The following is a 25,660-nucleotide window of genomic DNA, read 5'->3' as shown; positions in this document are numbered from 1 at the left end:
GAAGAGCGCCTGCTCGATACGGTATTGAGCCGCCGCCCCGAAGGCGTGCTGCTAACGGGACTACGCAAGCGGCCGCGCTCATGCCCGGCGCGGTCGCTTGAATCCAGCGCTCAATGCCCCAGACCGCTCGCCGCGATCTGCTGCTCGACGTACTGCGCGAACAGCGAATGCGTGTGCGTGGTCGGGTGAAGGTCGTCGGCGAACATATAGGTTTGGTCCGCATGGGCCGAGACGTAGGTGACGGGCGAGCAGAGCAGCGAGGTGTTGTCCGGCGTTTTCGAAGGGTCGCACGCCTGGGCCGTGTTGGACACGGTAAACCCGTTCGTCTGGAAGTTCGCGACGAGCTGCGTGATCCAGGTGTAGGAATCGATTTCGATGACCTTGCCTTGCAGGCCATCCGTCTGCAACGCGCTGTTCAATGTCGAGTTGAAGAGCTGCGATAGCTGGGTCAGGTTCGCGCCGCCGTCGGCCGAGGTGATGCCCTTGGGCGAGAGGCCGACGTTCGGCACGTTGATCACCACGACATGTGTGGCGCCGGCCTGCACGATCTGCCCGACGACTTGTGCGAGCGTCGTGGCGGCAGTCTGCACGACGGTATTGGCTGTCGGCGGGTTGCCGGCGCGCAGCACGTCGTTCGCGCCTGCCCAGACCAGCACGAGCTGACCGGAGTTGAAGGTGCCGTGAGCGGAGATATAGCTCGACACCTGCTGATTGACCGGCATTTCGATGTTGCCGATCACGTCCGAGAGGAAGTCGTACTGGTTCGCCGGCGTGGCGACCGTCGAGCCGCCCTCTGCGTAGCCGAAGCCGCCTTGCGCGCTCAGCTTGTGATCGAGGCCGACCGTGTATGCGGCGTTCAGGGTGTCCCCATAATATTGCGCGACGTCCTGGGACCAGACCTGACCGGGGTTGGTCGTGAACCGCCCGCCGCCTGCGGCGCTCGCAAGCGGCGCGTAGGTCCCGACGTCGGAAAGACTGTCGCCGAACGAGACGACTTGCAGCTTGACGCCACCAGCCGGCGTGCTCGTGCCGGGGTTCGAGCCGCCACCGCCTCCTCCGCCACCGCCGCCGCCGCAAGCCGCGAGCAGGTAAATCAGTCCGGCGGAAATTGCCACCCGGATCCGTGTATCGATCGTTGCCATTGTGCCCCCTTACCGCTTGACGCGATTGCACCCGCGACCGGATAGGGCGGGCCTAAGTGGGCTAGCAAAAACAATGCGCGCAGCCTACAAATAGCTGACTGGGAGGCGCGTGAGGCGTTACAGAGCCAGCATTTCGAGCCGGTTGCCGCCCAGCGCCTTCGCGCTGTAGAGCGCGGCGTCGGCGGCGGCCAGCAGCTCGGAGAGCGTGGACGCTTCCTGACCATGTTGCGCCAGGCCGATGCTCACCGTGGCGCGTATGGCGATGCCATCGACCTTGTTCATGGGTGTTTGAGCGAAACGCCTGGCGATCGCTTCGCCCACCGCTTTGGCGCGCACGCGGTCATGGCCTGGCAGCAGGGCGGCGAACTCTTCACCGCCTATGCGCGCGAGGATCGCCTCGGGTCCCACGGCGCTGCGGGCAATGTCCGCGAACGTCTTGAGGACTTCGTCGCCGGTCTTGTGGCCGTAGCGATCGTTGATGGTCTTGAAGTGGTCGAGATCGAAGGCAAGCAGCGAAACCGGCTGACGCGCCCCGGGCTGACGCGTCCCGATCTCGTTCATCACGCGCTCGCCTTCTTCGAAGAAGCAGCGGCGGTTGCCAAGGCGGGTCAGGTAGTCCGTTTGAGACTCGCGCAACAACTGCCCATGCGTTTCTTCGCGTACCAGCTTGATCAGGGCCATGGGCAGAATGATCGAATAGAGCACGCCTTCATACATCGTGATCTTGCTGACGAGCGCGACGAAGCCGTCCCCATAGCGGCTGCCCAGCAACGGCAGGACAAACGTCCTGAACAGGTAAAAGAGTGCGTGGACTCCGGTGACGAACGTCGCGACGTGGCGCGATTGGCCCCCTTTCATGCCGTCGCCGCGCAGCAGCTCGCGCGAGGTCATGGCGCTCACCAGTGCAATGGGAAACGCGCTCGCGTAGTACCACATGGCCTGCGGATGCCGTGCGCCCCATGTGGCCCATGTCAGTGCGATCAACGCGAGCAGGGCGAACGAGGCCGCCCGGTAATGCCGCCCGTTCAGCGTCGCGACGCCATGCAGGACCAGCAGATAGCCGGCCATCATGACGAGGTTGCTCAGAGCGGCGCCCCAAACCCCTGGCAAATTGGCGCGCACGAGCACCGCGGCGCAGCCGGCTGCGAGGGTCGCGTAGCCCCCGGCCAGAACCCGCAATGCCTTGCTGCGCGCGGGATGCGTACGATGCTCCCAGAGCGTCATCAGGGAACTGGCTAGCAGGGTCCCGATCAGGAGGAAGTAGATGGTAAGTAGATCGACGTGCATCGCTGGCGTGAGGCTTCTACACCGGTACATCGCGGCGAACGCGCATTTTACGCCGAAACTTAATAGTGCGATGCCGGTCCCTGATTGTCCGTTACGTGCCCCTGGCGTGCCCCAGCGGCTTCACGCGTCGCGCCACGCCTCGATGCGTTCTGTATCGAGCCCGAACGGGTCGAGCGCGCGTGTGATTTGCGCAGGAGTGCGATGGAGTTTTTTTTTGTGCTCTGAGTGCTTTGGCCTTTCCTTGTTTTCGCGGCATGCCGACGCGAAAACAAGGAAAGGCCAAAACAGAAAAAGGCGAAAAAACCAACAAGGCTAAGGATAATCCTGCATAGCAAGCCAATGCCGAATCATCCTTGCCTGATCGGCATCGAGCGACTTGAGCACCTGCTCAGCGGGCTCCCGCCGCAACGCCTCAACCACAGGCGCCAGCGCAGCATCGCAAAGATGCCAGATCCCCAGCGGCTGGTCCGGACTAGCGACCACATCCGCTTCGGCAATCATGCCGCCATCAATCACGGGCGCACGCCCCACATTCAACTCGTTGAAATCCGCGCTCACATGCGCGGGACGGTCGTCAGGCCATGCCCCACGCGTTTGCCAGAATGGCTGCGTAGTCCACCGCTGTTCGAGCGCGTAGACATCGCGCCCGGTGCGCGCGAAGCGCATGAACAACTGCTCGATGCGCTGCTGATGAAAGCGCAGCGCGAGCGGCGCACGCTCGGGCCGTGCGAGTAGCGTATGGATCACCGCGGGCGCCTGCAACGCGGAGGTCAGCGACTGGAACACGCCGTTGCCCGCGAGCGGATCGACGGCCATGGCGGCGTCGCCCACGCGCAGCCAGTTGTGGCCGCCAGTACGGCCGCACAGCGTGGCAGTGCTGCTGCGAGCGTAGAGGCGCGCGTCGGTCGCGGCGTCGCCCGCGAAGAAGTCGCTGGCAAGCGGCGAATGCCGCATGCGCTCGCAAAATGTGAGCAGTTCATCGCGCTGCGGCAGTTCGGGGTTCGTGACGTCCAGCGTCAATTGCCAGTAGCAGCGGCCGTCGCCCAGACGCGCCATCCATGCCCATCCGCCAGGCAGGCTTTCCACCGCAGTGGCTGATGCGCCCCCGCGGCCCTTCCATACGTTCAGCAGGCTCACGGTTTGCGGGCCGCGCGTGGCGTCGCGCAACAGCGGCGCGAGGCGCCCGCGCGCTTCGACCAGAAAGTCCGCGCGTAGCGTGAGCGGTCCGTCGGCGGTTTCGATCATGAGATCGTGACCCGCCGATGAGGAATGCAGCGAGCGCACGTTCGCCTCGATCATGTCCACGCCCGCGCTGCACAGGTCCTCGCGCAGGGCCGCATCGAACACGCGCCGGTCCACGAGAAATTCTGCGTCGAGCGTTTGCAACGCGCCGTTCCAGAGCGTGGTGCGCACGCACGGTCCTTCGCCGCAACTGGCTGCGCGATGCAGGCCCGCACGGCGCAGCGCTTCGATCGCGCGTGCCGACAAGGCTTCGGCCGCGTCGAAGCGGCGCCAGTCGCTTACCACCTCCACGCGATAATCGAGCCCCGCGAGCGCACGCGCAACGGCTGCGCCCGCTGGCCCCGCGCCAAGCACGACGATGCTGGCGGTATTCATGACGCGCGCGCTCGCGAAGGCACACACGCGTGTACGCTCGCAAACATGATGTGCGTGGCGGCATGAAGTTGAGGGAGGTAACCGTGCATGCTGTCCCCCGTGGAATCATGGCGCATCGCTTTGCGACCCCTGCGCTGCGCTCGAAAGGAGTGAAACCTAATCTGGCATAGATGCCGCGATAAAGCTATCCGGTCAAAGGAGGATTTCAGTAGCGGAAATCCCACATTCCGATGCGCAATGCGTATGAACGATCGTGCGCTGTAATTGCTTTGCGAATTGGCGATGCATGCCGGATAGCGGCACGCATCGATCGTCTGTATTCCTCACAAGGATACTTCGGTGTAACGAGGCAAAGCGGGGCAGCGCGTGGTTGTGGCTAGCGCGGCGGCGCTGCGGACGTATTTGCAGGAATGCCATCCTGCCATGCGCTCCAGTGCGCGACGATGGTCTGAACGAGAGGATGTCCCGCGCGATAGAGATTTTCCAACGCGATGGCGAAGCCGCCCTGGCTCGCATAGTTAAGCAGATTCGCCGCGTTCGATTCTCCTGCATACGGACGATCGAAGTCCGAGCCCGCGCGCAGCACGGCCACACGATCGAGGTCCACGCGTTGCGCACGCGCCGCGCGGCTCAGTGCTTCGAACGTGGCGTTGTCCTCCTGCTGCGTCATGCAGTACACGCCTTGGCCGCCCGTCAACTGGCGCGTGAACTCGCTCGCCCTCGCGCCGAGCGCCTTGCCTGACCACCAGGTATCGTCGGCGACCGAATCGCAGCGGATCACCGTAGGCGGCCGGTTCGCGGGAGCGTAAGCATATTTCGCGCGCGCGGCCTGGGCCTGCGCGCTATCGGCGAGCGTCACGTCGCGCGAGATCGCCCAGGCGGCCGAGGTGAGCCTCGGATTCAAGTGGAACACTTCGGTGCGGTAATCGAGCGCGGGCTTGTCGTCAGGGCCTTTCGTATTGATGCCGAGATAGCCGGTGCGCCAGCCGCGCGGGCGGCCGTCGCCGTCGATCTCCCACTGCAGGCCGAAATCGACGAGCCAGTCCGACCAGGCCGCCGAGCCGATCGTGCCGTGCCCGGGGTTCACGCCCGCAATGCCCGCGATGAGGAAGTAGGTCTTGCGCAGGTCAAACTGCGGCGCGAAGGCGAGGGCCATCATCGAAGCGGCGGCATTCGCATGGCCCATGCCGGTCGTCATCACGCAGACATCGTCGGCGTTGCATTGCACAGCGGGATAGTCGGGCGAGAGGCCCGCGATTGTCACGGACTCCCAGGGACCGAGGCGCTCGAGCCATGTCTTCGCTTCGGGTGCGAACATCGTCACGATCATGACTTTCACCGGGCGTCCGTGTGCGGCGGCGCCCGCTTGTGCGAAGGCCGCGGGTTGCGCAGAAAGCGTTCCGGTGTTCTGTTGCCCTGGACGTGGCTGCGATGCACAGGCAGCGAGCGCCAGCGCGGCGCAGAGGAACGTGAGGCGGGTTCGCATTGCGCAACTCCTTTTCCTTATACGCGTAACAGGCGGCACGATTGATCGGGCGAATGTTCAGGAAAATACGCTCGACTATGACAGTTTTGCGAAGACGCGGCGCCTCGCACGGCGCTGTTGCCCTTGTGCGCCACGCAAAGCGCATTTTCGCGCCAAGTTCCTATACTTCGACTAACGCGCCCAACGAGGCAGCCTCGCCAACACGAAGCGACAAGGCCGCGCGGCCCCCGGCCCGCATGCGGCAGCATCAGGAGGGAGACATGGGACAATCCGCATCCGCGGCGCACGGGCACCTTGGCGACTCCGGCCCGCATCGTCCGGCGCTTCCCGCGCTCGCGCTGGCCGCGCTCGGCGTGGTCTACGGCGACATCGGCACGAGCCCGCTCTACACGCTCGCCACCGTGTTCGATCCCGGCAACGGCCTTGCCGTCAATGCTTTCAACATCGTAGGTATCGTCTCGCTGATTTTCTGGTCGCTCATGATCGTCGTTTCGCTCAAGTACGTCGCGCTCATCCTGCGCGCGAACAATCACGGCGAGGGCGGCATCATGGCGCTGCTCGCACTCGCGGCTTCCTCGGTGGCGTCACGGCCGCATCTGCGTGCCACGCTGCTCGTGATCGGCGTGATGGGCGCGGCGCTCTTCTTCGGTGACAGCGTGATCACGCCGGCCATCTCGGTGCTGAGCGCCGTAGAAGGCCTCGAAGTGGCCGAACCCGGGCTCAAGACCTACGTGATTCCGGTGACGCTTACGGCGATCATCGTGCTGTTCGTCACGCAAAAGCACGGCACGGGTGGCATCGGCGCCGTGTTCGGTCCGGTGATGGTGCTGTGGTTCATCGTGATCGCTGCGGCGGGTGTGGCCAACATCGCCTCCGCGCCGGCCGTGCTGTTCGCGCTCGATCCGCGCGAGGGCATCGCGTTTTGCCTGCATCACCGCTGGCTCGCCTTCGTCGCGCTAGGCGCGGTCGTGCTCTCGCTCACGGGCGCCGAAGCGCTCTATGCCGACATGGGCCACTTCGGCAAGCAGCCTATTCGCCTCACGTGGTTCGGCCTGGTGTTTCCCGCGCTCGCGCTCAATTACCTCGGGCAGGGCGCGCTGCTGCTGGCCAACCCAGGCGCAGTGCAAAACCCGTTCTACCGACTCTTCCCGCAATGGTCGATCGTGCCGATGATCGTGCTTGCGACCGTCGCCACCGTCATCGCTTCGCAGGCGGTGATTTCGGGCACGTATTCCATGGCGATGCAGGCCATGCAACTCTCCTTCCTGCCGCGCATGAATATCGTGCACACCTCGGAGCGCGAAATCGGGCAGATCTACGTGCCCGGCATCAACTGGATCCTGCTCGTCGCCGTGGTCGCGGCGGTGGTGGGCTTCCGTTCGTCGACGGCGCTCGGCTCCGCTTACGGCATCGCCGTGACAGGCACCATGCTTATCACGACATTCCTCACGTTCTTCGTCGTGCGTTACGCGTGGCACTACAACTGGCTGCTGTGCGTGTTCGCCACGGCGTTCTTCTTCGTGATCGACGCCATGTTCTTCTCGGCCAACCTGCTCAAGATCGTGGACGGCGGCTGGTTCCCGCTCGTGATCGGCGCACTGATGTTCACGGTCATGGCGACCTGGGGCAAGGGCTGGGAAATGATGGCGGCCGAGGCGCGCGTGCGCGCCGGCAAGAAGCCCCTCAAGCCTTATCTCGCGACGCTGCTCGAGAGCTCGCCGGTGCGCGTGGGCGGCACGGCGATCTTCCTCACGCCGAACGCCGACGCTGTACCGCACGCGCTCGTCAACAACTTGCGGCACAACCGGGTGTTGCACGAACGCGTAGTATTCCTGAGCGTGAAAACGAAGGACGTGCCATGGGTGGCCGAGAGCGAGCGCGTGATGGTCGAACTGCTATGCCCGGGTTGCTACTGCGTCGTCGTCAATTACGGATTCAAGGACGAGGTGGACTTGCCATGCACGCTCGCCGCCTACAAGTCCGCGGATTTGACGTTCGATCTCGACGAGACGTCGTGGTTTCTCAGCCGCGCCGTGGTGGTGCCGAAGCGCGGCCATGGCATGTCGCTCTGGCGTGAGCGCCTTTTCGCGGTGATGCTGCACAACGTCGGGAATATCGCCGCGTTCTTCAAGCTTCCAGCCAATCGTGTGATCGAGGTCGGTGCACGCGTCGAGATCTAGGCGGCTCGACGCGCCTGGGTTGTAGCGCAAACGCGTGGCAGGCTGTCGCGCTGACGGAAACTCAGGCGTAGGATGATCGGAATCGCATCGTGGTCATGTGGCAGCGAGCCGGTTGCAAGCGGCTCGCCGCATGACCGAAGGAGGGCCATCATGAGACGCCTCTATTTCCTCGCTCCCGACACCACCACGGCGCAGGCGATCGTCGACGATCTGCTGCGCGCGCGCATCACGTGGCGTCATATCCATGTGCTCGCCAATCATAGTGTGGGGCTCGAGCGCTTGCCCGAGGCCTCGCTGCTGCAGCGCAGCGACGTCGTGCATGCGCTGGAGCGCGGCGTGATGTTCGGCGCGGCGACCGGCGCCATCGTCGGTCTCGTCGCGCTGATGTTTCCGCCCGCGAATTTCGATATCACGGGCGGGGTCGTCGTCGCGCTGACCCTCGCGGGCATGATATTCGGCGCGTGGGTGGCCGGCATGATCGGCGTGGACGAACCGAATACCCGGCTCGCGCGCTTTAATGGGCCGATCGAGGACGGCCAACTGCTGGTCATGGCCGATGTGCCCGGCTCGCGCGAAGCGGAGATCGAGGCGAACATCGCCCAGCACGTTCCGCGCGCCGATGTGGAAGGCGCGGAAGCGACGACGCCCATCTTCCCCTGAAAGCGCCGGGGCTCGAGTGCGAATCACGGCAACGGGGCAGGCCTGAGCGTTTGCCCCGCCGCTTGTCGTCCAGTTCGCGCACCATTTCATCAGCCTTGTCTCGCTTTTTTAGGGCCGCAGCGCTGAACCGCTGACCGCCCAGGTTGAGCCGCGCCGCCCGGCCGCCACCCACGCCCGGCGCCCGCCGCCGGGCCCGCCATTCCCTCGCCAAATCCGCATTTTGACCGGCTTACGCCCGCGACAAGGCAAAATACGGGTTTTGAGCCCGCGCCGGGCTCGAGTTTCCCCTGCCGGCCGCCTCCTTCCAAGGCATCGATCGGGCCTCGTTGCGAGCCCGGCAGGTCGGCTCGCCTTGTCTGCGAGCCCTCAAGCGATATTGGAGTCGTCTACATGCCCGAATCGAATCTGTCTTTCTTCGGCCGCCTTTCGGTCGCGCTGGGATCGTTCTTCGCGATCCTTGGCGATGGCGAGCTCGCCGCCAACGTGCGCCGTCTGCGCGAAGGCGGGTTCGCGGCCGCCGCCGCTGCGCCTGCGCCTGCCGCGGCTCCGGTCGCGAAGCCGGCCCCCGCGCCCGCACCTGCACCCACCGTCATCAAGGAAGCTACGCCCGACGCCGCGCTCCAGTTGCTCGGCCTGCTCCAGCGCAACGCGCGCTTCGTCGATTTCGTCGAGGAAGACATTGCCGGTTATGCCGATGCGGATATCGGCGCCGCCGCCCGCATCGTCCACGAAGGCTGCCGCGCCACGCTGCGCGACCACTTTTCGATCCGCCCGGTGCGCAGCGAGTCCGAAGGCTCGCGAGTGACGCTGCCGGCCGGCTTCGACGCCGCCGCCGTGCGGCTCACCGGTAACGTGGTGGGGGAGGCGCCGTTCAGCGGCAGCCTCACGCATCGCGGCTGGCGCGTCGAGGAGGTCAAGCTGCCGCAACTCGTCAAGACGCATGACGCGCGCATCATCGCGCCGGCGGAGGTGGAGCTGTGAGCGATCCGCGTTATTCGATTGGCGTCGACCTGGGCACAACGCATTGCGCGCTGTCCTACGTCGACCTCAGCGCCAGCGATGGCGAAAAGACCCAGCAGGGCGTGCTGAACGTGACCCAGCTGACGGCGCCGGGCACGCTGGAATCGCCCGACCTGCTGCCTTCGTTTCTCTACTTGCCGCATGCGGGCGAGCTGACGCCGGGCGACCTCACGCTGCCGTGGACCACTACGCGCGAGTACGCCGTGGGCGAGCTCGCGCGCAGCCGTGGCGCGGGCACGCCGATCCGCCTCGTCTCGAGCGCGAAGAGCTGGTTGTGCCACCCCGGCGTGGATCGCCGTGCGGCCATTCTGCCCAACGACGCGCCGCCCGAAGTCACGCGCGTGTCGCCGCTCGAAAGCTCGGTGCGCTACCTCACGCACCTGCGCGAGGCCTGGGATCACGCACATCCGGAAGCGCCGTTCGGCGAGCAGGAGATCACCGTCACGATTCCCGCCTCGTTCGACCCTGCCGCGCGCGAGCTGACGGCCGAGGCGGCGCAAGCGGCGGGCTACGCCAACATGACGCTGCTGGAAGAGCCCCAGGCGGCGCTCTATAGCTGGATCCAGAAAAGCGGCGGCGCATGGCGCAAGAAAGTAAAGGTCGGCGACATCATCCTCGTCGTGGACGTGGGCGGCGGCACGACTGACCTTTCGCTGATCGCCGTGGTCGAGCGCGAAGGCAATCTCGAACTGCACCGCGTGGCCGTGGGCGAGCACATTCTGCTCGGCGGCGACAACATGGACCTCGCACTCGCGCACGTCGTCGCGCGCAAGCTCGCGTCCCAGGGCACGCAGGCCGATCCGTGGCAGCTGCGCGCGCTGACCTATGCGTGCCGGTCGGCCAAGGAAACGCTGCTGAGCGACGCCTCCGTCGATACGGTACCGATCGTCGTGCCGAGCCGCGGTTCGAAGCTGATCGGCGGTTCGATCCGCACGGAACTCACGCGCACCGAACTCACGCAGATCATTCTCGAAGGCTTCTTCCCGCAGGTGGACGCCGCCACGCGTCCCGCCGTGCGCACGCGCGTGGGTCTCACGCAGCTTGGCCTGCCGTATGCGCAGGACGCGGGCGTTACGCGCCATCTCGCGGCCTTCCTCGGCCGCCAGGTGCAGGCGCTCGCGGAACTCGAAGGCTTTGGCGCGCCGCCCGCAGGCGCGAGCTTCCTGCATCCCACGGCGGTCCTGTTCAACGGCGGCGTGTTCAAGTCGGCGCTGCTCTCGCAACGCGTGCTCGATATCCTCAACGGCTGGCTCGCGGCCGAGGGTGCTGCCCCCGCGCGTCTGCTCGGCGGTGCCGATCTCGACCTCGCGGTGGCGCGCGGCGCGGCCTATTACGGCTACGTGAAGCGCGGCAAGGGCGTGCGCATTCGCGGCGGCACGGCGCGCGCGTATTACGTGGCCGTCGAATCGGCCATGCCGGCGGTGCCGGGGCTCGAGCCGCCGGTGTCGGCGCTCTGCGTCGCGCCGTTCGGCATGGAAGAGGGCACCGAGGCTGCGCTGCCGCCGCAGGAGTTCGGCCTCGTGGTAGGCGAGCCGGTGCACTTCCGTTTCTTCGGCTCTTCGGTGCGGCGCCTGGATCAGGTCGGCACGATGCTCGACTACTGGTCGCCCGAAGAATTGCAGGAGCTGGAGGAAATCCAGGCCACGCTGCCGACCGAAGGCCGCACGCCCGGCGAAGTCGTGCCCGTGAAGCTGCACGCGCGCGTGACGGAGGCGGGCACGCTGGAGCTCGAAGCCATGCCGAGCGGCACGAACGAGCGCTGGAAGGTCGAGTTCGACGTGCGTGGCGGAGCAGGCGACTGAGCCCGATGAAGCAATACGTCGTCGGCATCGACCTGGGGACGAGCAATACGGTCGTGGCGTACGTGGAGGCTGGCGGCGACGCCATCCGCGTGTTCGACGTCGAGCAGCTCACCGGCCTCGGGGAAGTGGGCGCGGAAAAGATGCTGCCTTCCGCGCGCTATCACCCGGCGGCAGGCGAGCTTGCGGCGGGCGATTTGCGTTTGCCGTGGCGCGCACCTACGCCCGGCGACGATGCCGTCATCGGCCGCCTCGCGCGCACGCTCGGCGCGCAGGTGCCGGGCCGGCTCGTAGCGAGCGCGAAAAGCTGGCTCTCGCACGCCGCGGTGGACCGCCTCGCGCCGATCCTGCCGTGGGGCGCGCCCGACGACGTCGCCAAGATTTCGCCGGTGACCGCGAGCGCGAGCTATCTCGCGCACGTGCGCGCCGCGTGGAACCATCGTTTCCCGCATGCGCCGCTCGAAGATCAGGACGTGGTGCTCACCGTGCCCGCCTCGTTCGACGACGGCGCGCGTGCGCTCACGCTCGAAGCGGCGCGCATGGCGCAATTGCCCGCGCTGCGTCTGCTCGAAGAACCGCAGGCCGCGTTCTACGACTGGCTGTATCACCATCGCGCGACGCTCGATGCGGAGCTGGGCGCGTCGCGCCTCGTGCTCGTGTGCGACGTGGGCGGCGGCACGACCGACCTCACGCTCATCAAGGTGCAGTTCGACGCCGGCGAGCCGCAGCTCACACGCATTGGCGTGGGCAATCATCTGATGCTCGGCGGCGACAACATGGATCTCGCGCTCGCGCATCTGGCCGAAAGCCGGCTCGCGAACGCGCAAACGCGGTTGAGCGCGGCGAGCCTTTCGCAGCTCGTGGAACGCTGCCGCGTCGCGAAGGAGCAGTTGCTCGACACGAGCGCGCCCGAGTCCGTGCCGATCACGCTGCTCGGTGCCGGCGCGCGTCTCGTGGGCGGCGCGCGCACCACGCAGCTTGGCCGCGAGGAGGTCGCGCAGATCGTGGTGGACGGCTTCTTCCCCATGGGCACTGCCGGCGACCTGCCGCGCCGCTCGCGCGCGGCGATCGTCGAGTTCGGCTTGCCCTATGCCGCCGATCCCGGCATCACGCGTCATATCGCTGCGTTCTTGCAGCGCTTCGCGGCGCAGTCGCGCGAGGCGCTGGGTTTGTCTGGCGCTGCCGGTGAACCGGAAGCCGCGCTGCCCATGCCCGACGCGCTGCTGCTCAACGGCGGCGTGTTCCGCGCCCGCTCGCTTGCGCAGCGTCTGGCCGATACGCTCGGCACGTGGCGCGGCGAGCCACTCAACGTGCTGCAGAACGATCAGCCCGACGTGGCCGTTGCGCGCGGCGCGGTCGCCTATGCGCTTGCGAGGGCAGGCAACGCGCCTCGTATCGGCGGCGGCTCGCCGCGCAGTTACTTTCTCGTTCTCGATGAAGGCGCGGGAGCCGATGCCGCGCCGCGTGGCGTGTGCGTCCTGCCACGCGGCACGGAGGAAGGCCACGAGCTGCATCTGGACGACCGCACGTTCGCATTGCAACTGGGCCAGCCGGTGCAGTTCCACCTTGCATCGACGGTGGCCGACACCGCGTGGCAACCCGGCGAGCTGGCCGACCTCGCGGCGGCCGACTTCGTGCGCCTGCCGCCGCTCGCAACCGTGGTGCCCGCGGGCGGCAATGCAAAGACGGCGCGCGAGCGCCCCGTCAAGCTCACGACCGCGCTCACCGAAGTCGGTACCCTGGAGATGCACTGCATCGCCACCGATGACGCCTCGCAGCGCTGGCTGCTCGAATTTGCGCTGCGCCGCGCGGAGCACGAGGGCGGTGCAGGCGCGGCAAGCGGCGAGTCGCGCCATGCGGGCCTCGACGAAGCGATCGAGGCGATCGAGCGCGTGTTCGGCGCGCGTTCCGCCAAGGTCGACCCGAAGGAAGTGAAGCGCTTGCGCGCGCATCTCGAGGAGCGGCTCGGGCCGCGCCAGAACTGGGACGGACCGCTGCTGCGCGAGCTGTTCGGCGCGCTCTGGGAACGCGCGGGCAAGCGGCGGCGCTCCGCCGATCACGAACGCCTGTGGCTCAATCTCGCCGGCTTCTGTCTGCGTCCGGGCTTCGGCTATCCGCTGGACGAATGGCGCGTCGAGCAGCTCTGGTCGCTCTTCGACGACGGCATCCAGTTCGTGGGCGAAGGCCAGGTGTGGTCGGAGTGGTGGACGCTCTGGCGGCGCGCGGCGGGCGGCCTGAACGAGGCGCAGCAGGACGAGGTGCTGGCGGCGATGACGTACCTCGAAGAGGCGGCTGGCGCGAAGCGCCACAAGCTGCCCTTCGACGCCGCGAAGCTGGGCGTGCCGGACATGATCCGGCTCTATGCCTCGCTCGAGCAGATTGCGGCCGAGCGCAAGATCGAGATCGGCGAGCGGCTGTTGCAGCGGCTCCAGAAGCCTACCGAGAATCATCAGACGTGGTGGGCCGTGGGCCGCATCGGCGCGCGCCAGCCGTTCTACGGCAGCGCGCACGGCGTGGTGCCGCCGCACACCGCAGCGCTTTGGCTCGATGCGATTCTCGCGCTCGACTGGAAGAAGATCGAACCGGCGATGTTCGCCGCCGCGCAAATCGCGCGCATGACGGGCGACCGTTCGCGCGACCTGCCCCCCGAGCTGCGCGAGACCGTGGTGCGCCGGATGGAGTCGGCGAACGCGCCGCCCACGTGGGTCACGATGGTGCGCGAAGTCGTCGCGCTCGATACGGCCGACACGGGCCGGGTGTTCGGCGAGGCGCTGCCGGCGGGGCTGAAGCTGATCGCGGGCTGAGCGTGGACTGAGCGATGCGTGACTTCTGCAGGAAGCCCGGCGCGCGTATGATCGAACGCCTGATTCCAACAGAAACACAGCGGACTGATCTGCCCATGAATTCTCCTGCCGATGCTTCCTCGCCGCGCGCATTGCGCGCGCTCTCGCCGATCGAGGCGCGTATCGTCGGCGTGCTGGTCGAAAAGCAGCACACGGTGCCCGACACCTATCCGCTCTCGCTCAACGCACTCACGCTCGGCTGCAACCAGAAGACCGCGCGCACGCCGGTCATGAACGTGAGCGAAGCCGAAGTGCTGGCCGCCATCGAAGACCTCAAGCTGTTGAGCCTGGTGTTCGAAGGCAGCAGCAGCCGCGTGCCGCGCTTCGAGCACAATCTGAACCGCGTGCTCGGCGTGCCGAGCCAGGCCGTTGCGCTCCTGACGGTGCTGCTGCTGCGCGGCGCACAGACGGCCGCGGAATTGCGCCTGAACTCGTCGCGCCTGCACGGGTTCGCCGACGTCTCTTCGGTCGAAGGCTTCCTCGAAGAATTGGCCGAACGCGAGCCGCCGCTCGTCGTGAAGCTGCCGCGCGCGCCGGGCGAGCGCGAAAGCCGCTGGATGCATCTGATGTGCGGCGAGGTCAACACGGCAAGTTTCGTCGCCGCGGGGACCATCGCTCCCGGGGCGCGCGAAGAAGCCGGCGAGAGCGTTTCGCTCGCGGACTTCGAAGCAGTACGCGCCGAACAGCAGCGTCTCGCCGATGAAGTCGCGCGCCTGCAAACGCTCGTCGCTCGCATGGCCGCCGAGCTGGGCATGTCGCTCGACTGAGCGCCTTCACGCCGCCGTCGCGCCATGGACGCCGCCGCATCCTCCGCCCAGCGCCTGCGCCAGGTGCGCGACCTGCCATGCCCGCGCGGCTTGCCGCTCATCGGCAATCTGCATCAGCTGAATGCGCCCAAACTGCATCGTGTGCTCGAACAGTGGGCGTAGGAACCTTCGATGATCGAGGAAAACACGGCGTTCGCGATGGTGCCGAATCGCATGCCGGTGCGGCTGGAATTGCGGCCAACGGTTGAGTCGCCTCGACCACAGGCGACCTATCAACCGGGCCGTGACTGAAGTCTCAGCCTTGCGTGATGAAGGTATGGACGTGGGTGTTGAAGAGGTCGGGGTGCGTGCCGTTCATGCCGTGCGTGGCGCCCTTGATCGTGACGCGGCGCGCGAACTCGATCCACTCGTCCAGCGCTTCGACGTTGTTGCGGAACATGAGCGGGCTGCGCTGGCCGTCGATCAGCAGTGTGCGGCACTTGATCTCGCCCGCGGCGCGCGGCGCATACGGCGGCAGCGGGTCCTGCAACTGCTTGGGCAGTGTCGTGGCGTTGGCGATGGCCATCTGGCGAAACGCCGCCGAGCCTTTCTTCCACGCGCCCGGCACGCTCACGGAGTCGACGAACAACTCGAGCCCCGCTTCGACTTCGCCGGCATGGATGAGGTCGGCCGCGCGCGTGCGCAGTGCGTTGGTGGCAGGGGGCAGCGCGGCTTCGTCGTCGTCCACGCGCGAGAGCGGGCCGCCCGGGTCGGCGAGCACCAGCGTGCGCACGAGGCGCGGATAGCGGCGCGCCAGATGCCACGCCACACAGCCGCCACGCGAATGTCCCACGAGGTGCACCGATTCGAGACCCAGCGCGGCGATGAAATCGGCCAACTCGGTGACGTGGCTCTCCCAGCCGAAATCGCCCTGGATACAGGCGTCGGCCGCGGGCCAGTAATGGCTCAGGCTCGGCGCGATGCAGCGAAAATGCTCCGACAGGCCGTTGAACTGCGGCATCCAGTAGCGGTAATCGCAGAGCGATCCGTGGACGAACAGCAGCGGCTCGCCATCGCCGCGCTCCAGGAACGGCAGGGCAATGCCCGAGTGCAACGTCGCGTACGACAGGTCGGGCACAGCAAGTAGGGAGGGATCGATGCGTTGGTTCAAGGAGTGGCTCCGAGCGTATGAGCGTCACTTTGCCGCAACCGAACGATTAAGGGAAACTCAATAAACTGAAGGAATCGATAAGCTTTTCTGATTCGAAAAAGGGACGTAACGCTGCGAGGCCCGTCGCGCGGGGCTGTTCTCTTTCAGCGGTGAAAGCAAGCGGGTGCGCCCGCGCCGCCCGCGGCCTGGAGCGCGGCGGCAGGATCGTGGTTTGTAGCGGCGCCGACCGCGTTCGCGGCGGGGAATTTACGCCTTAGGCGCCACGAGATTGGCGTCACGCGCGAGCAGCCAGCGTCCGCTCGCGTCCTTGCGCACCAGCGTGAGCGTGTAGCCTGCACGGCGTATGGGCTGGGGCGCGCCCGGCGGCGTAATGGTTATATCGATGCGATTGCGCAGAAAGGCCCAATCGCCCAGCACCTGCAGTTCCACGATCTCAGCCGTGCCCTCTATGCGCATGTCTTGCTGCGCTTGCGAGGCCGCCGCGAACTCGGCCTTGCCGAACGGCTCCTGGCCGGGCACCGTGAACACCACGTCGTCGGTCGTCAGGCTCAGGACTTTGGCCGTGTCGCCGGCGCGGCTGGCCTCCATCCAGGTTTGCACCAGCTCTCGAATGGCACGTTCGTCATCGGTCATCGTGGACTCCCTCGTCGTTCAGTTCGACGATTCTAGAATGCGGCGCGCGACGCATCAGAATGCACTGCGATAAGCAAACAAGCCCGGCAAGCCGCCAGTCATGACGAAGAGGACGTTCTCGCCGCGTGCAAGGCGCCCCGATCGCGCGGCGTGCACGAGACCCGCGAACGCCTTGCCGCCGTACACGGGGTCGATCAGCAGGCCTTCTTTCGAAGCGACGAGACGCACGGCCTCGCGCATCGCGTCGGTTGGAATGCCGTAGCCTTCGCCGAGCTGGGCTTCGTCGATCACGATCGAGCGGCCCTCGATGCGCCGCGCCTGATCGATCAGCTCGAGCGTCTTGCCGGCCTTTTCGAACGTTGCGGCGTGGGCCTGCCCGGCCTTCGCCAGCACGGTGTACGCAAGCACGAGGCTCGGGTCGATGCCCAAGGCCGCGAAGCCGGCGGCGAGCCCTGCGTGCATGCCGCCGCTGCCGTTCGGCACGACGACGCGTGCGAAGCTCAAACCCTGTGCATGGGCCTGCGTCATGATTTCCGCGGCGCACGCCGCGTACCCCAGACATCCGACCGGGCTCGATCCGCCCAGCGGGCACACGTAGACCTTGCGGCCCTGGGCGCGCAGCTCGTCGGCGCGGGCCTGGGCGAACTCCAGTGCGTTGGCCGTGCCGGGCAGGTCGTGCACGCGTGCGCCGAGCAGGTCGTCGAGCAGGATGTTGCCGTTCTCCAGATACTCGAAATCCGCGCGCGGCACGGCCCGCGTGAGCACGAGTTCGCACTGCAGGCCCGCTTGCGCCGCCGCAGCCGCCGTCAAGCGCGCATGGTTCGACTGGCGCGCGCCCACAGTGACGATGGTGTCCGCGCCCGCAGCCAGCGCTTCGCCCATCAGGAACTCCAGCTTGCGCAGCTTGTTGCCGCCACCGCCGAGGCCAGTCAGATCGTCGCGCTTGACATAGACATTGACGCCCCCAAGTTCGTGGCTTAGCCGCGGCAAGGGCTGGATCGGCGTGGGTCCTTCCAGCAGTGCGCGGCGAGCATGCCGCGAAAGATCGAGCTGATAGGGGGACGCGGCATGCGTCGTGGCATTCGTTACGGTAGTCATCGGGCTCTCGCTGTTTCGCACTCAGGAATGGGAGCGTGGCTGGCGGCATTTGCGTTTGCCAGGCGTCGAATAGTAACCAGGGTACTTCTCGAATAATGCGCAACGCCTCAGGGTTCTCACGTCCACGTAATTCCGTATTGCGTCGCAGCAAGGAGGTTTTTAGACTGATTCTTATCCAGGCAATCGTCGGAGACGATATTCCCACCACGGGAGGCTTCAAATGAATATTTTTCAATCGCCGAGCCAACCATCGAGTCCGAAGCTGCACGTATTTGAACAGGAAGGCGGCTGGCACTGGGGTATCACCATAGAGCGTTCGGCAGGCGGCGGGTTCAAGGTCATCGCGTACAGCGAGAAGACTTTCCGCGCCGAAGACGAAGCGCAGTCCGACGGCGACCGCGCCCTCGTCAATCTCGCCGAACTGGTTTGAGCCGCGCGCCGCGCGGCTTCGTGTTTTTACGTCTGCGGCACCTTTCCTCGCATCCTTCCACGTTTGCGGCCCGCGCTCCCCGCGCTGCGCCGGAATCGATGTTTCTTTTCGTCTGATCGCTTTGCCTGCATGTGGGCGGGCCGCGTCCATCGGCCTCACCGACCGATCGTGCGACGTTTGCTAAAAATCAGCTCGCAATCTCATGCGCCCCGGTATCTTGAAAAATTGCCCGAGTGGGCTTTCAGACCGTTCCTGAGCGCAGTCACCCCCTTGATGAATTCACCCGCGCCGCGCACCTCGCCGACACTTGCGCCCGATCTGCAACTGGGCGAACCCATGACCGATACGATGCATGCCGAATTCGTCGCGCTGGTCGACGCGCTCGCGTGCGCGAGCGACGAAACCTGGCTCGGCGCGTTCGACGCGTGGGCGGCGCATACGAAGCAGCATTTCGCGCAGGAAGAGGCATGGATGGAGGAGATGAACTTTGGTCCGCGCCATTGCCATGGGAGCCAGCATCGGCACGTCCTGAACGTGGCCCGCGAGGTGCGCAGGCAAGTCGTCGACGAGGGACGCTTCGACAGCGGGCGGCAACTGGTGAGCGAACTACGCGAATGGTTCGCCTGGCACGTGAAGTCGATGGACGCGCTCATGGTCGAAGCCCTGCGCGAACGCGGCATCGCAACGGCCGATCAGGCCGATCAAACCGTCTGAATCACATTCCAATCGTTCGGTTCATGCAAGCAGATATCGTAATCGTGGGCGCCGGGCCGGTGGGGCTGTGTCTCGCGCGCTCGCTCAGTGGTGTTGGCCTCAAGATCGTCATCGTCGAGCAGCAGTGCCTCGCCGACATCAGCGAGCCGCAGTTCGACGGACGCGAGATCGCGCTGACCCAGAAGTCGGTGCGCGCGATGCGCAGGTTCGGGCTTTGGGATCTCATCGACCCACACGCGCGTGCGCCGCTTCGCAGCGCGAGGGTATTCAATGGTCCCTCGCCGGGGGCGCTCGAGATCGGGCACGACCTGAGCGGCCACACGGAACTGGGCTGGCTGGTCTCCAACCATCTGATTCGCAAGGCCGCCTACGAGGCGCTGCGGCAAAGCGCGGCGGAGCATGGCGACGTGACGCTGCTCGCGGCGCAAAAGGTCAGCGCTGTGAAAGCCGATGACGCTCTGGCGAACGTGACACTGGAGAGCGGTGAAACGCTCTCGGCGAAGTTGATCGTCGCGGCGGACAGCCGCTTCTCGCCTACGCGCAAGATGATGGGCATTGCTGCCAACATGCACGATTTCGGCAAGGCTATGCTGGTTTGCCGCATGACGCACGAAGCGCCTCACGAGCACGCCGCGTGGGAATGGTTCGGCTACGATCAGACGCTCGCGTTGCTGCCCATGAACGCGGAGCGCTCGACGAACGCGCATCAGTCGTCGGTCGTGCTCACGCTACCCATGGGACAGGCCAACGAGACCGCCGCGCTTGCGCCCGTCGCGTTCGCGCGGCATATCGAAGATCGCTTCATGCACAGGTTGGGCGCGATGAGGCTGGCGAGCACGCGGCATGTGTATCCGCTCGTGGCCGTTTATCCGGAGCGCTTCGTCGGCAGACGCTTCGCGGCCGTGGGCGACGCCGCGGTGGGCATGCATCCGGTGACCGCGCATGGATTCAATTTCGGTCTGCTCGGCGTGGAAACATTAGGTAACCGAATCATCGAGGCGCACAAAAGCGGCTTCGATATCTGGGCTCCCTCGGTTTTGCAGCGCTATGAAACCCAGCACCGCCGCGCGACGAAGCCGCTCTATCTCGCGACCCGGTTCATCACTGACGTCTATACGAACAACACCGCGCCCGCGAAACTGGCGCGCGAGTTCATGCTGCGCGCGGCTTCGAAACTGATGCCGTTCAGGAAGGCCATCGCGGCTTCTCTGACCGGCTGACTTCACGCCCCCTCGCGCACATCGACCGCAACGATGCGTTCGAGGGCGGGCACCGCGTTCGCCACGCCACTCGTAGCACCTTTGGCGCCAAACATCAAACAGTAAATGGCGCCGGATTAGTGACAAGCTGTTCGATCATGTTCGTTGCGTGCGCAACAAATCGCTGATTGTCGCGTCTCACCCTCTCCATCCATTAGCCGTTTGCCGACTCGCGCCCGTCTGCGCCTTGGTCAGCGCGCATTTGCGGCTTGCCAGGACTTATCCGGTCGCCGGGGACTGCATTGATTAGACGATTCGTCCTAGTGAAAACGAGGATGCCTTTCACGCGAGTTAGCCTTGCGCACCTAAAAATTATGCTACAGAATCCTCAAAAAATCCCACAGACGCTTTGTGGCATACAAACGGCGAGCCGAACATGACGTACGGTTCACCTCGGAGACACCACAATGAAGGAACTGACGGCCCCGAACATCGGAGCGAGGTCCGAAACCGGCTGGTACCGCAGCTGGTTTCTGCTACTCCTCGTTCTGATCTATGCGTCGAGTTTTGTCGACCGGATCATCATCGCGGTCGTCGGCCAGTCGATGAAGATCGAGATGAACCTGAGCGACCTGCAACTCGGGCTGCTGAACGGGCTCGCGTTCTCGATCTTCTATTCGCTGTTGGGTCTGCCGATCGCGCGTCTCGCCGAGCGTTTCAACCGTGTCGTGCTGATCGCGCTTTCTATTGGTGCCTGGTCGGTCATGACGGCGCTGTGCGGCACTGCCGGCGCGTACTGGCAATTGCTGCTCTACCGACTTGGGGTGGGCATTGGCGAGGCCGGCAGCACACCCACCGCGCACTCGCTGATTTCCGACCAGTTTGGCCCGCGCCGCCGCGCGAGCGCGCTCTCCATCTATGCGTTCGGGCCGCCCATCGGCGTGCTTGCCGGCGCGCTAGGCGGCGGCTTGATGGTGCAGCACATGGGCTGGCGCCCGGTGTTCTTCGTGGTCGGCCTCCCGGGACTCATCTTCGGTCTGCTTGCCTGGATCACGCTGCGCGAACCGAAGCGCGGCGGGGCGGAGGAGGGCGGTGCGCACGCTGCGGCCCCCGTGCCGCCGCTGCGCGATGTGCTCGCCGTTCTGTTCAAGAGCCGCGCCTTCGTGCACATGCTGCTCGGCACCGTGATCGGCGGGTTCGCGCAGTACGGCGTCAACCTGTTCATCCCCGTCTATCTGAACCGCGTGTACGGCCTGAGCTTCGCGCAGGCCGGGCTGATCTTCGGCCTCGTGATCGGTGTGGGCGGTTTGCTCGGCAACCCGCTGGGCGGCCTGCTCGCCGACTCGCTGGGCGTGAAGAATCGGCGCTGGTATGCCTGGGTGCCCGCGCTCGGCACGGCGATCGGCTTTCCGCTCGTGGCATTCGGCCTCACCCTCGGGCAATGGCCCGCCGCGGTGGCACTGATCTTCTGCGCCACGATCATGCTGAGCATGTGGAATGGCCCGACCTTCGCCGTCGTGCACGGCATCGTCGAACCGCGCATGCGCGCCACCGCGTCGGCCTGTGTGTTCCTGCTCATGAATCTGGTGGGTCAGGGTTTGGGTCCGACCACTGTAGGATTCCTGAGCGATCATCTTGCGGCACGCCTGTTCACGCAAGGCCAGTTCAAGCTGGTTTGCGCGGCTGGCGGCGCACACGGCCTGCATGGCGCAGTTGCCGCAGGTCAGGGAGCCTTCGCGTCGGCCTGTCACGATGCTTCGGCTCACGGCATTCGTTACGCGATGCTGGCGGTCAGCGTGGCGCTCGGATGGTCGGCTGTCCATTACTTCCTGGCCTCGCGCCACCTCTCTCGCAGCAAGTAGTTCGAAGCCGGCGCCAGCCGATGGGAATACACCAGCAATAAAAGCGGGTGAAAAAGCCCGCATTTTCAGGAGATCGTCAAGTGAAGAAGAAGGTTTTGGCGGGCGCGATAGCGGCCGTGATGGCGGGTGGCGCGCACGCGCAAAGCAGCGTGACGCTGTACGGGATTATCGACAATGGCCTCACCTATGTGAGCAACGCGGGCGGTCATTCGCTCTGGAAAATGGATGACGGCATCAACCAGGCGTCGCGCTGGGGCTTGAAAGGCGTGGAGGATCTGGGGGGCGGACTGAAGGCGATCTTCACGCTGGAGAACGGTTTTTCGCTGAACACCGGCGCCGCGGGCCACGGCGGCGCGTTGTTCGGACGCCGCGCTTTCGTGGGACTGTCGAGCGACAGGTTCGGTACGCTGATCGCCGGCTACGATTACGACTTCATTTACGACTACATCTCCTATTACACGAACGTCGCGCAGTTCGCGCCTTCGTATGCGTTCCACGGCGCCTACGACATTGACCGCCTCGCGGGCGAGCCGGTGAGCAACATGGTGCGCTACGAAACGCCTAACTGGCATGGCTTCGGCGCGGGCGTGATGTATGGCTTCAGCAATATCGCAGGCGCTTTCGGCGGCACGCCGACCGGTAACCCGCGCGTGATTAGCGGCGGCATCAAGTACAGCCCGACCGGCACGTTCAACGCACCGTACTCGATGGCTGCCGTGATCACAAAGACGGACGGCGGCAACGCAACGCGCGGCGTCGGCACGATGGCGCAGGTTGCGCTCGACGCGGAGTCGATCTACACGGTTGCCGTTGGCGGCATGGTGAACCTGAACGATGCGTGGTCGGTCAATGGGTTGTACACGTACACGAATGCGTCGAAGAGCCCGCGTGGTGTCGTCACGGTGAACGCCTACGAGGTCGGCACGAGCTACAGGATCTCGCCGATGCTCACGGTGGGCGGCGGGTTCACTTATGTAGACCAGCACCGCCTTGGCAAGTACGACCTCTACAGCGCTGGCGTGGACTATCACCTTTCGAAACGCACCGACGTCTACATGTTCGGCGTATTCCAGCATGCGTTCGCGGGGCAGAAGTTCGCGGACAGCTTCCTCGTTTCGACGCCGTACTCGGTTCCGGGAGCAGGAGGCTCGCTGTACGGTAACCTCGCATCCACCACGGCCAACCAGCTGGCTATGCAGATCGGTATTCGACACACTTTCTAATCGTTTCGCGACGCGCCGGTAGCTGGATTGAGTTTCCGGGTGCCGGCGCTTTTTTAAGGAATCCTACTCGACAGGTCGGCCGGTTCAAACCGTTTGTCTACATGCCCGCCGGGGCCTCATGGACCTGGCGGGCATTCGCGCGCGAAGCCCTGGGGGCGCCAAGCCGGGGTAAGGAGAATGCCACTCTCTTGCGCGGATTGAGTTGCTGTCCGCGCGCACGGATGCCCTCCGGCGACTCGATCATTCCCTTTTCATTGGGGTAACACACAGTTGGGCGTTTGGTATACCTGACGGTATCATATGGATTTTAAACGCCATCGGCAGTTGCAAGCCGCCGATATGGCCCTTCGAACCCACTGTCAGCCATTCAATGAGTCTGCCACCCAAACTGAGCCGGTCCGCCGAAATCAAGGCGCTCCTGGAATCGGAAATCGAGCGAGGCGAACTCGTGCCGGGCGCCGCGCTCGACGAGCGCGCGCTCGCCGCGCGCTTCAATGTGTCGCGCACGCCCATTCGCGAGGCGCTGCAGCAGCTTGCCGCGCAGCAGTATGTGCAGATCGTGCCGCGCCAGGGCGTGTTCGTGACAAAGATGACGGTCCCGCAGCTGCGGAACATGCTTGAACTGCTGCACGAGCTGGAAGCCGTTTCGGCGCGCCTGGCCGCCCGCCGCATGAACGACGAGCAGCGCGTGGAACTGCAGCGCACGATCGACGAAGGCGTGGAAGCGCTGAACCAGAGCGACGCCCGCCGTTTTGCGCGCAGCAATGCCGAATTCCACGAGGTGATCTGTCAGGCCTGCCACAACGACTACCTGGCCGAGCAGATCCGGGCGATCCGCCGCCTGATTTCACGCTATCGCCCCAAGCTGTTTCTGGCGCCGAGCCGCCGGGAGAAGGTGATCGCCGACCACCAGCGCCTCGCGCAAGCGCTGCTTTCGGGCGACGAGGCGACCGCCGAGGAAGTCATGGCGCAGCATTCGCCGGGCGGCGACGCGGGCTTCTCGGAGTTCCTCGCCACCTTGCCGGCCGAGTTCTTCAACGACGCGCCGATGAGCCACGCGCGCGAAACGGCTTCGGCCGAGGCCGGGTCGCTCGACGCCGAGCAGGACGAAGAGTGAAAGCGTGGCCCGTTCGGCCGGGCGCCGTAGCGGCCGCCGTGCGCGTACGCGCGGCGGCAGCGGGACCGCGGTTGCGTCACAGATCGCCGAAGCGGCCGTTTTCCGCCGCGAGCTTTTCCAGGAGCGGTGCGGGCTTCCACCAGTAACCATACTCCTCATGGAGCCGCTGGATGTCGCGATAGACGTTCGCCAGGCCGATCTGGTCTGCGTAGTACATCGGGCCGCCGCGGTACGCGGGAAAGCCGTAGCCCGTCACGTAAGCTACGTCGATGTCGCTCGCACGCAGCGCGATACCCTGTTCCAGCAGCCTCGCGCCTTCGTTGATCATGCCGTACACGCAGCGCTTGACGACTTCCCCGGCGGATATCGGGCGGCGGGTAATGCCCATGCGTTCCGATTCCTCTACGATGAAGCGCTCCAGTTCTTCGTCGCGCTGCGGCTCGCGGCTGCCCGCCTCGTAGCGATACCAGCCCTTGCCGCTTTTCTGGCCGAGCCGGCCCATTTCCACGAGCTTCATGATGAGATCGTTCCAGCGGCGGTCGGTGGGACGTGTCGCCATCTGCGCCTTGCGCGTCTGGTAGCCCACGTCGTTGCCGGCCATGTCGTGCACGGCGAAGATGCCCATCGCGTAGCCGAACGCCTTGAGCGCCGCATCCACTTCGTGCGGCAGCGCGCCGTCTTCGACAAGAAAGTGCGCTTCGCGGTTGTAGTTGCGAAAGAGCGCATTGCCGATAAAGCCCGGATAGATGCGCGAGAGCACCGACACTTTGCCCATGCGGCGGCCCAGATCCATGAGCGTGGCGATCACGTCGTCGGCGGTTTGCGCGGCGCGCACGACTTCGAGCAGGCGCATGACGTGCGCGGGGCTGAAGAAGTGCGCGCCCACCACGTCGGCGGGGCGCTTGGTAGCGGCGGCGATCTCGTCGATGTCGAGGCCCGAGGTGTTGGTGGCGAGGACGGCGCCCGGCTTCGCGTGCACGTCCAGCTCGCGGAAGATGCCCTGCTTGAGCGCGAGGTCTTCGAATACGGCCTCGATCACGATGTCGGCGTTCTTCACGTCGGCGATCGAGAGGGAGCCCGTGATGCGCGCGAGACGCTCGTCGCGCACGGCGGCGTCGAGCTTGCCGCGCTTCACGCTGTTTTCGTAGTTGTCGCGAATGCGGGCGAGGCCGCGCGCGAGGCCTTCCTCGTTCGCGTCGATCAGCGTCACGGGGATGCCCGCGGCGGCCAGCGCCATCGCAATGCCGCCACCCATCGTGCCTGCGCCGATCACGGCGGCCTGCGCGACCGGGCGCGGCGCAGCGTCGCCGACCGGGATTTGCGCGGCTGTCTTCTCGGCAGCCTTCACGTGCGCGAGCGCCGCTTCGCGCGCGACCGCTTCCTGCGGATTCAGTTCGTTTGATGCATTCATGATTCGTTGCGCCTCACGCTGT

At 65.7% G+C, this 25,660-nt stretch carries 21 protein-coding genes; 13 read left to right on the top strand and 8 right to left on the bottom strand.

The genetic code is table 11. The features are described 5' to 3' along the window. Window positions 1-110: 110 nt before the first annotated feature. The 4 genes from AB3X98_RS16915 to AB3X98_RS16900 all read right to left on the bottom strand — a co-directional run bounded on the left by AB3X98_RS16915 (window position 111) and on the right by AB3X98_RS16900 (window position 5,532). A complete protein-coding gene (locus AB3X98_RS16915; protein WP_368602119.1) occupies window positions 111-1,142 on the bottom strand; it encodes an SGNH/GDSL hydrolase family protein in 1,032 nt (343 codons plus the stop codon). A 117-nt stretch (window positions 1,143-1,259) separates the two neighbouring features. Further along, window positions 1,260-2,429 carry a diguanylate cyclase gene (locus tag AB3X98_RS16910; RefSeq protein WP_368602120.1) on the bottom strand — a complete coding sequence of 390 codons (1,170 nt, stop codon included), beginning with the start codon at window positions 2,427-2,429 and terminating at the stop codon, window positions 1,260-1,262. A gap of 312 nt (window positions 2,430-2,741) precedes the next feature. Beyond that, window positions 2,742-4,046 (bottom strand): NAD(P)/FAD-dependent oxidoreductase, encoded by a 1,305-nt coding sequence (locus tag AB3X98_RS16905; RefSeq protein ID WP_368602121.1) that lies wholly within the window; start codon window positions 4,044-4,046, stop codon window positions 2,742-2,744. Window positions 4,047-4,422: 376 nt separating this feature from the next. Beyond that, window positions 4,423-5,532 (bottom strand): purine nucleoside permease, encoded by a 1,110-nt coding sequence (locus tag AB3X98_RS16900; protein ID WP_069266767.1) that lies wholly within the window; start codon window positions 5,530-5,532, stop codon window positions 4,423-4,425. A gap of 260 nt (window positions 5,533-5,792) precedes the next feature. On the opposite strand from AB3X98_RS16900, the gene AB3X98_RS16895 reads away from it, so the two are divergent. The 7 genes from AB3X98_RS16895 to AB3X98_RS16865 all read left to right on the top strand — a co-directional run bounded on the left by AB3X98_RS16895 (window position 5,793) and on the right by AB3X98_RS16865 (window position 14,963). Further along, window positions 5,793-7,712 (top strand): potassium transporter Kup, encoded by a 1,920-nt coding sequence (locus tag AB3X98_RS16895; protein WP_368602122.1) that lies wholly within the window; start codon window positions 5,793-5,795, stop codon window positions 7,710-7,712. 150 nt (window positions 7,713-7,862) lie between these two features. Continuing rightward, complete coding sequence (locus AB3X98_RS16890; protein ID WP_368602123.1) at window positions 7,863-8,372, top strand: DUF1269 domain-containing protein; 510 nt, start codon at window positions 7,863-7,865, stop codon at window positions 8,370-8,372. Window positions 8,373-8,762: 390 nt separating this feature from the next. Further along, window positions 8,763-9,353, top strand: coding sequence for a DUF2760 domain-containing protein (locus AB3X98_RS16885; RefSeq protein ID WP_368602124.1), 591 nt, complete (start codon window positions 8,763-8,765; stop codon window positions 9,351-9,353). Beyond that, window positions 9,350-11,194, top strand: a complete 1,845-nt coding sequence (locus tag AB3X98_RS16880) for an Hsp70 family protein (protein WP_368602125.1) — start codon at window positions 9,350-9,352, stop codon at window positions 11,192-11,194. Before AB3X98_RS16885 ends, AB3X98_RS16880 begins: the two co-directional genes overlap by 4 nt. Before the next feature lie 5 nt (window positions 11,195-11,199). Next, entirely contained in the window at window positions 11,200-13,995 is a 2,796-nt protein-coding gene (locus tag AB3X98_RS16875; RefSeq protein WP_368602126.1) for an Hsp70 family protein, read from the top strand. A 95-nt stretch (window positions 13,996-14,090) separates the two neighbouring features. Continuing rightward, entirely contained in the window at window positions 14,091-14,801 is a 711-nt protein-coding gene (locus AB3X98_RS16870; RefSeq protein ID WP_069266884.1) for a YceH family protein, read from the top strand. 24 nt (window positions 14,802-14,825) lie between these two features. Beyond that, window positions 14,826-14,963 carry a hypothetical protein gene (locus AB3X98_RS16865; protein ID WP_368602127.1) on the top strand — a complete coding sequence of 46 codons (138 nt, stop codon included), beginning with the start codon at window positions 14,826-14,828 and terminating at the stop codon, window positions 14,961-14,963. 133 nt (window positions 14,964-15,096) lie between these two features. Here the strand turns inward: AB3X98_RS16865 and AB3X98_RS16860 are convergent, their stop codons facing one another. The 3 genes from AB3X98_RS16860 to AB3X98_RS16850 form a co-directional block, all read right to left on the bottom strand. Beyond that, window positions 15,097-15,951 (bottom strand): alpha/beta fold hydrolase, encoded by an 855-nt coding sequence (locus AB3X98_RS16860; protein WP_368602128.1) that lies wholly within the window; start codon window positions 15,949-15,951, stop codon window positions 15,097-15,099. 246 nt (window positions 15,952-16,197) lie between these two features. Then, window positions 16,198-16,584 carry an SgcJ/EcaC family oxidoreductase gene (locus AB3X98_RS16855; protein WP_368602129.1) on the bottom strand — a complete coding sequence of 129 codons (387 nt, stop codon included), beginning with the start codon at window positions 16,582-16,584 and terminating at the stop codon, window positions 16,198-16,200. A gap of 54 nt (window positions 16,585-16,638) precedes the next feature. Next, window positions 16,639-17,682: a D-cysteine desulfhydrase family protein gene (locus AB3X98_RS16850; protein ID WP_368610286.1), complete on the bottom strand. Its 1,044-nt coding sequence runs from the start codon at window positions 17,680-17,682 to the stop codon at window positions 16,639-16,641. A 220-nt stretch (window positions 17,683-17,902) separates the two neighbouring features. Between AB3X98_RS16850 and AB3X98_RS16845 the strand changes: the two genes are divergently transcribed. The 6 genes from AB3X98_RS16845 (at window position 17,903) to AB3X98_RS16820 (ending at window position 24,227) form a co-directional block, all read left to right on the top strand. Continuing rightward, complete coding sequence (locus AB3X98_RS16845) at window positions 17,903-18,112, top strand: hypothetical protein (RefSeq protein WP_069266757.1); 210 nt, start codon at window positions 17,903-17,905, stop codon at window positions 18,110-18,112. A gap of 273 nt (window positions 18,113-18,385) precedes the next feature. Then, window positions 18,386-18,826 carry a hemerythrin domain-containing protein gene (locus AB3X98_RS16840; protein ID WP_368602130.1) on the top strand — a complete coding sequence of 147 codons (441 nt, stop codon included), beginning with the start codon at window positions 18,386-18,388 and terminating at the stop codon, window positions 18,824-18,826. A 23-nt stretch (window positions 18,827-18,849) separates the two neighbouring features. After that, entirely contained in the window at window positions 18,850-20,046 is a 1,197-nt protein-coding gene (ubiM, locus tag AB3X98_RS16835) for a 5-demethoxyubiquinol-8 5-hydroxylase UbiM (RefSeq protein ID WP_368602131.1), read from the top strand. Between the two features lie 446 nt (window positions 20,047-20,492). Next, on the top strand, window positions 20,493-21,887 hold the full coding sequence (locus AB3X98_RS16830) for a spinster family MFS transporter (RefSeq protein ID WP_368602132.1): 1,395 nt from the start codon (window positions 20,493-20,495) through the stop codon (window positions 21,885-21,887). An 80-nt stretch (window positions 21,888-21,967) separates the two neighbouring features. Further along, on the top strand, window positions 21,968-23,110 hold the full coding sequence (locus AB3X98_RS16825; protein WP_342947213.1) for a porin: 1,143 nt from the start codon (window positions 21,968-21,970) through the stop codon (window positions 23,108-23,110). A gap of 370 nt (window positions 23,111-23,480) precedes the next feature. Beyond that, complete coding sequence (locus tag AB3X98_RS16820; RefSeq protein ID WP_342947214.1) at window positions 23,481-24,227, top strand: GntR family transcriptional regulator; 747 nt, start codon at window positions 23,481-23,483, stop codon at window positions 24,225-24,227. A 76-nt stretch (window positions 24,228-24,303) separates the two neighbouring features. Here the strand turns inward: AB3X98_RS16820 and AB3X98_RS16815 are convergent, their stop codons facing one another. After that, window positions 24,304-25,638 carry a 3-hydroxyacyl-CoA dehydrogenase NAD-binding domain-containing protein gene (locus tag AB3X98_RS16815; RefSeq protein WP_368602133.1) on the bottom strand — a complete coding sequence of 445 codons (1,335 nt, stop codon included), beginning with the start codon at window positions 25,636-25,638 and terminating at the stop codon, window positions 24,304-24,306. Between the last annotated feature and the right edge of the window lie 22 nt (window positions 25,639-25,660).

The organism is Paraburkholderia sp. BR14312 (genome assembly GCF_040948675.1).
GTDB classification, from domain to species: Bacteria; Pseudomonadota; Gammaproteobacteria; order Burkholderiales; family Burkholderiaceae; genus Paraburkholderia; species Paraburkholderia nodosa_A.
This window is presented reverse-complemented; position numbering and strand designations above follow the sequence as displayed.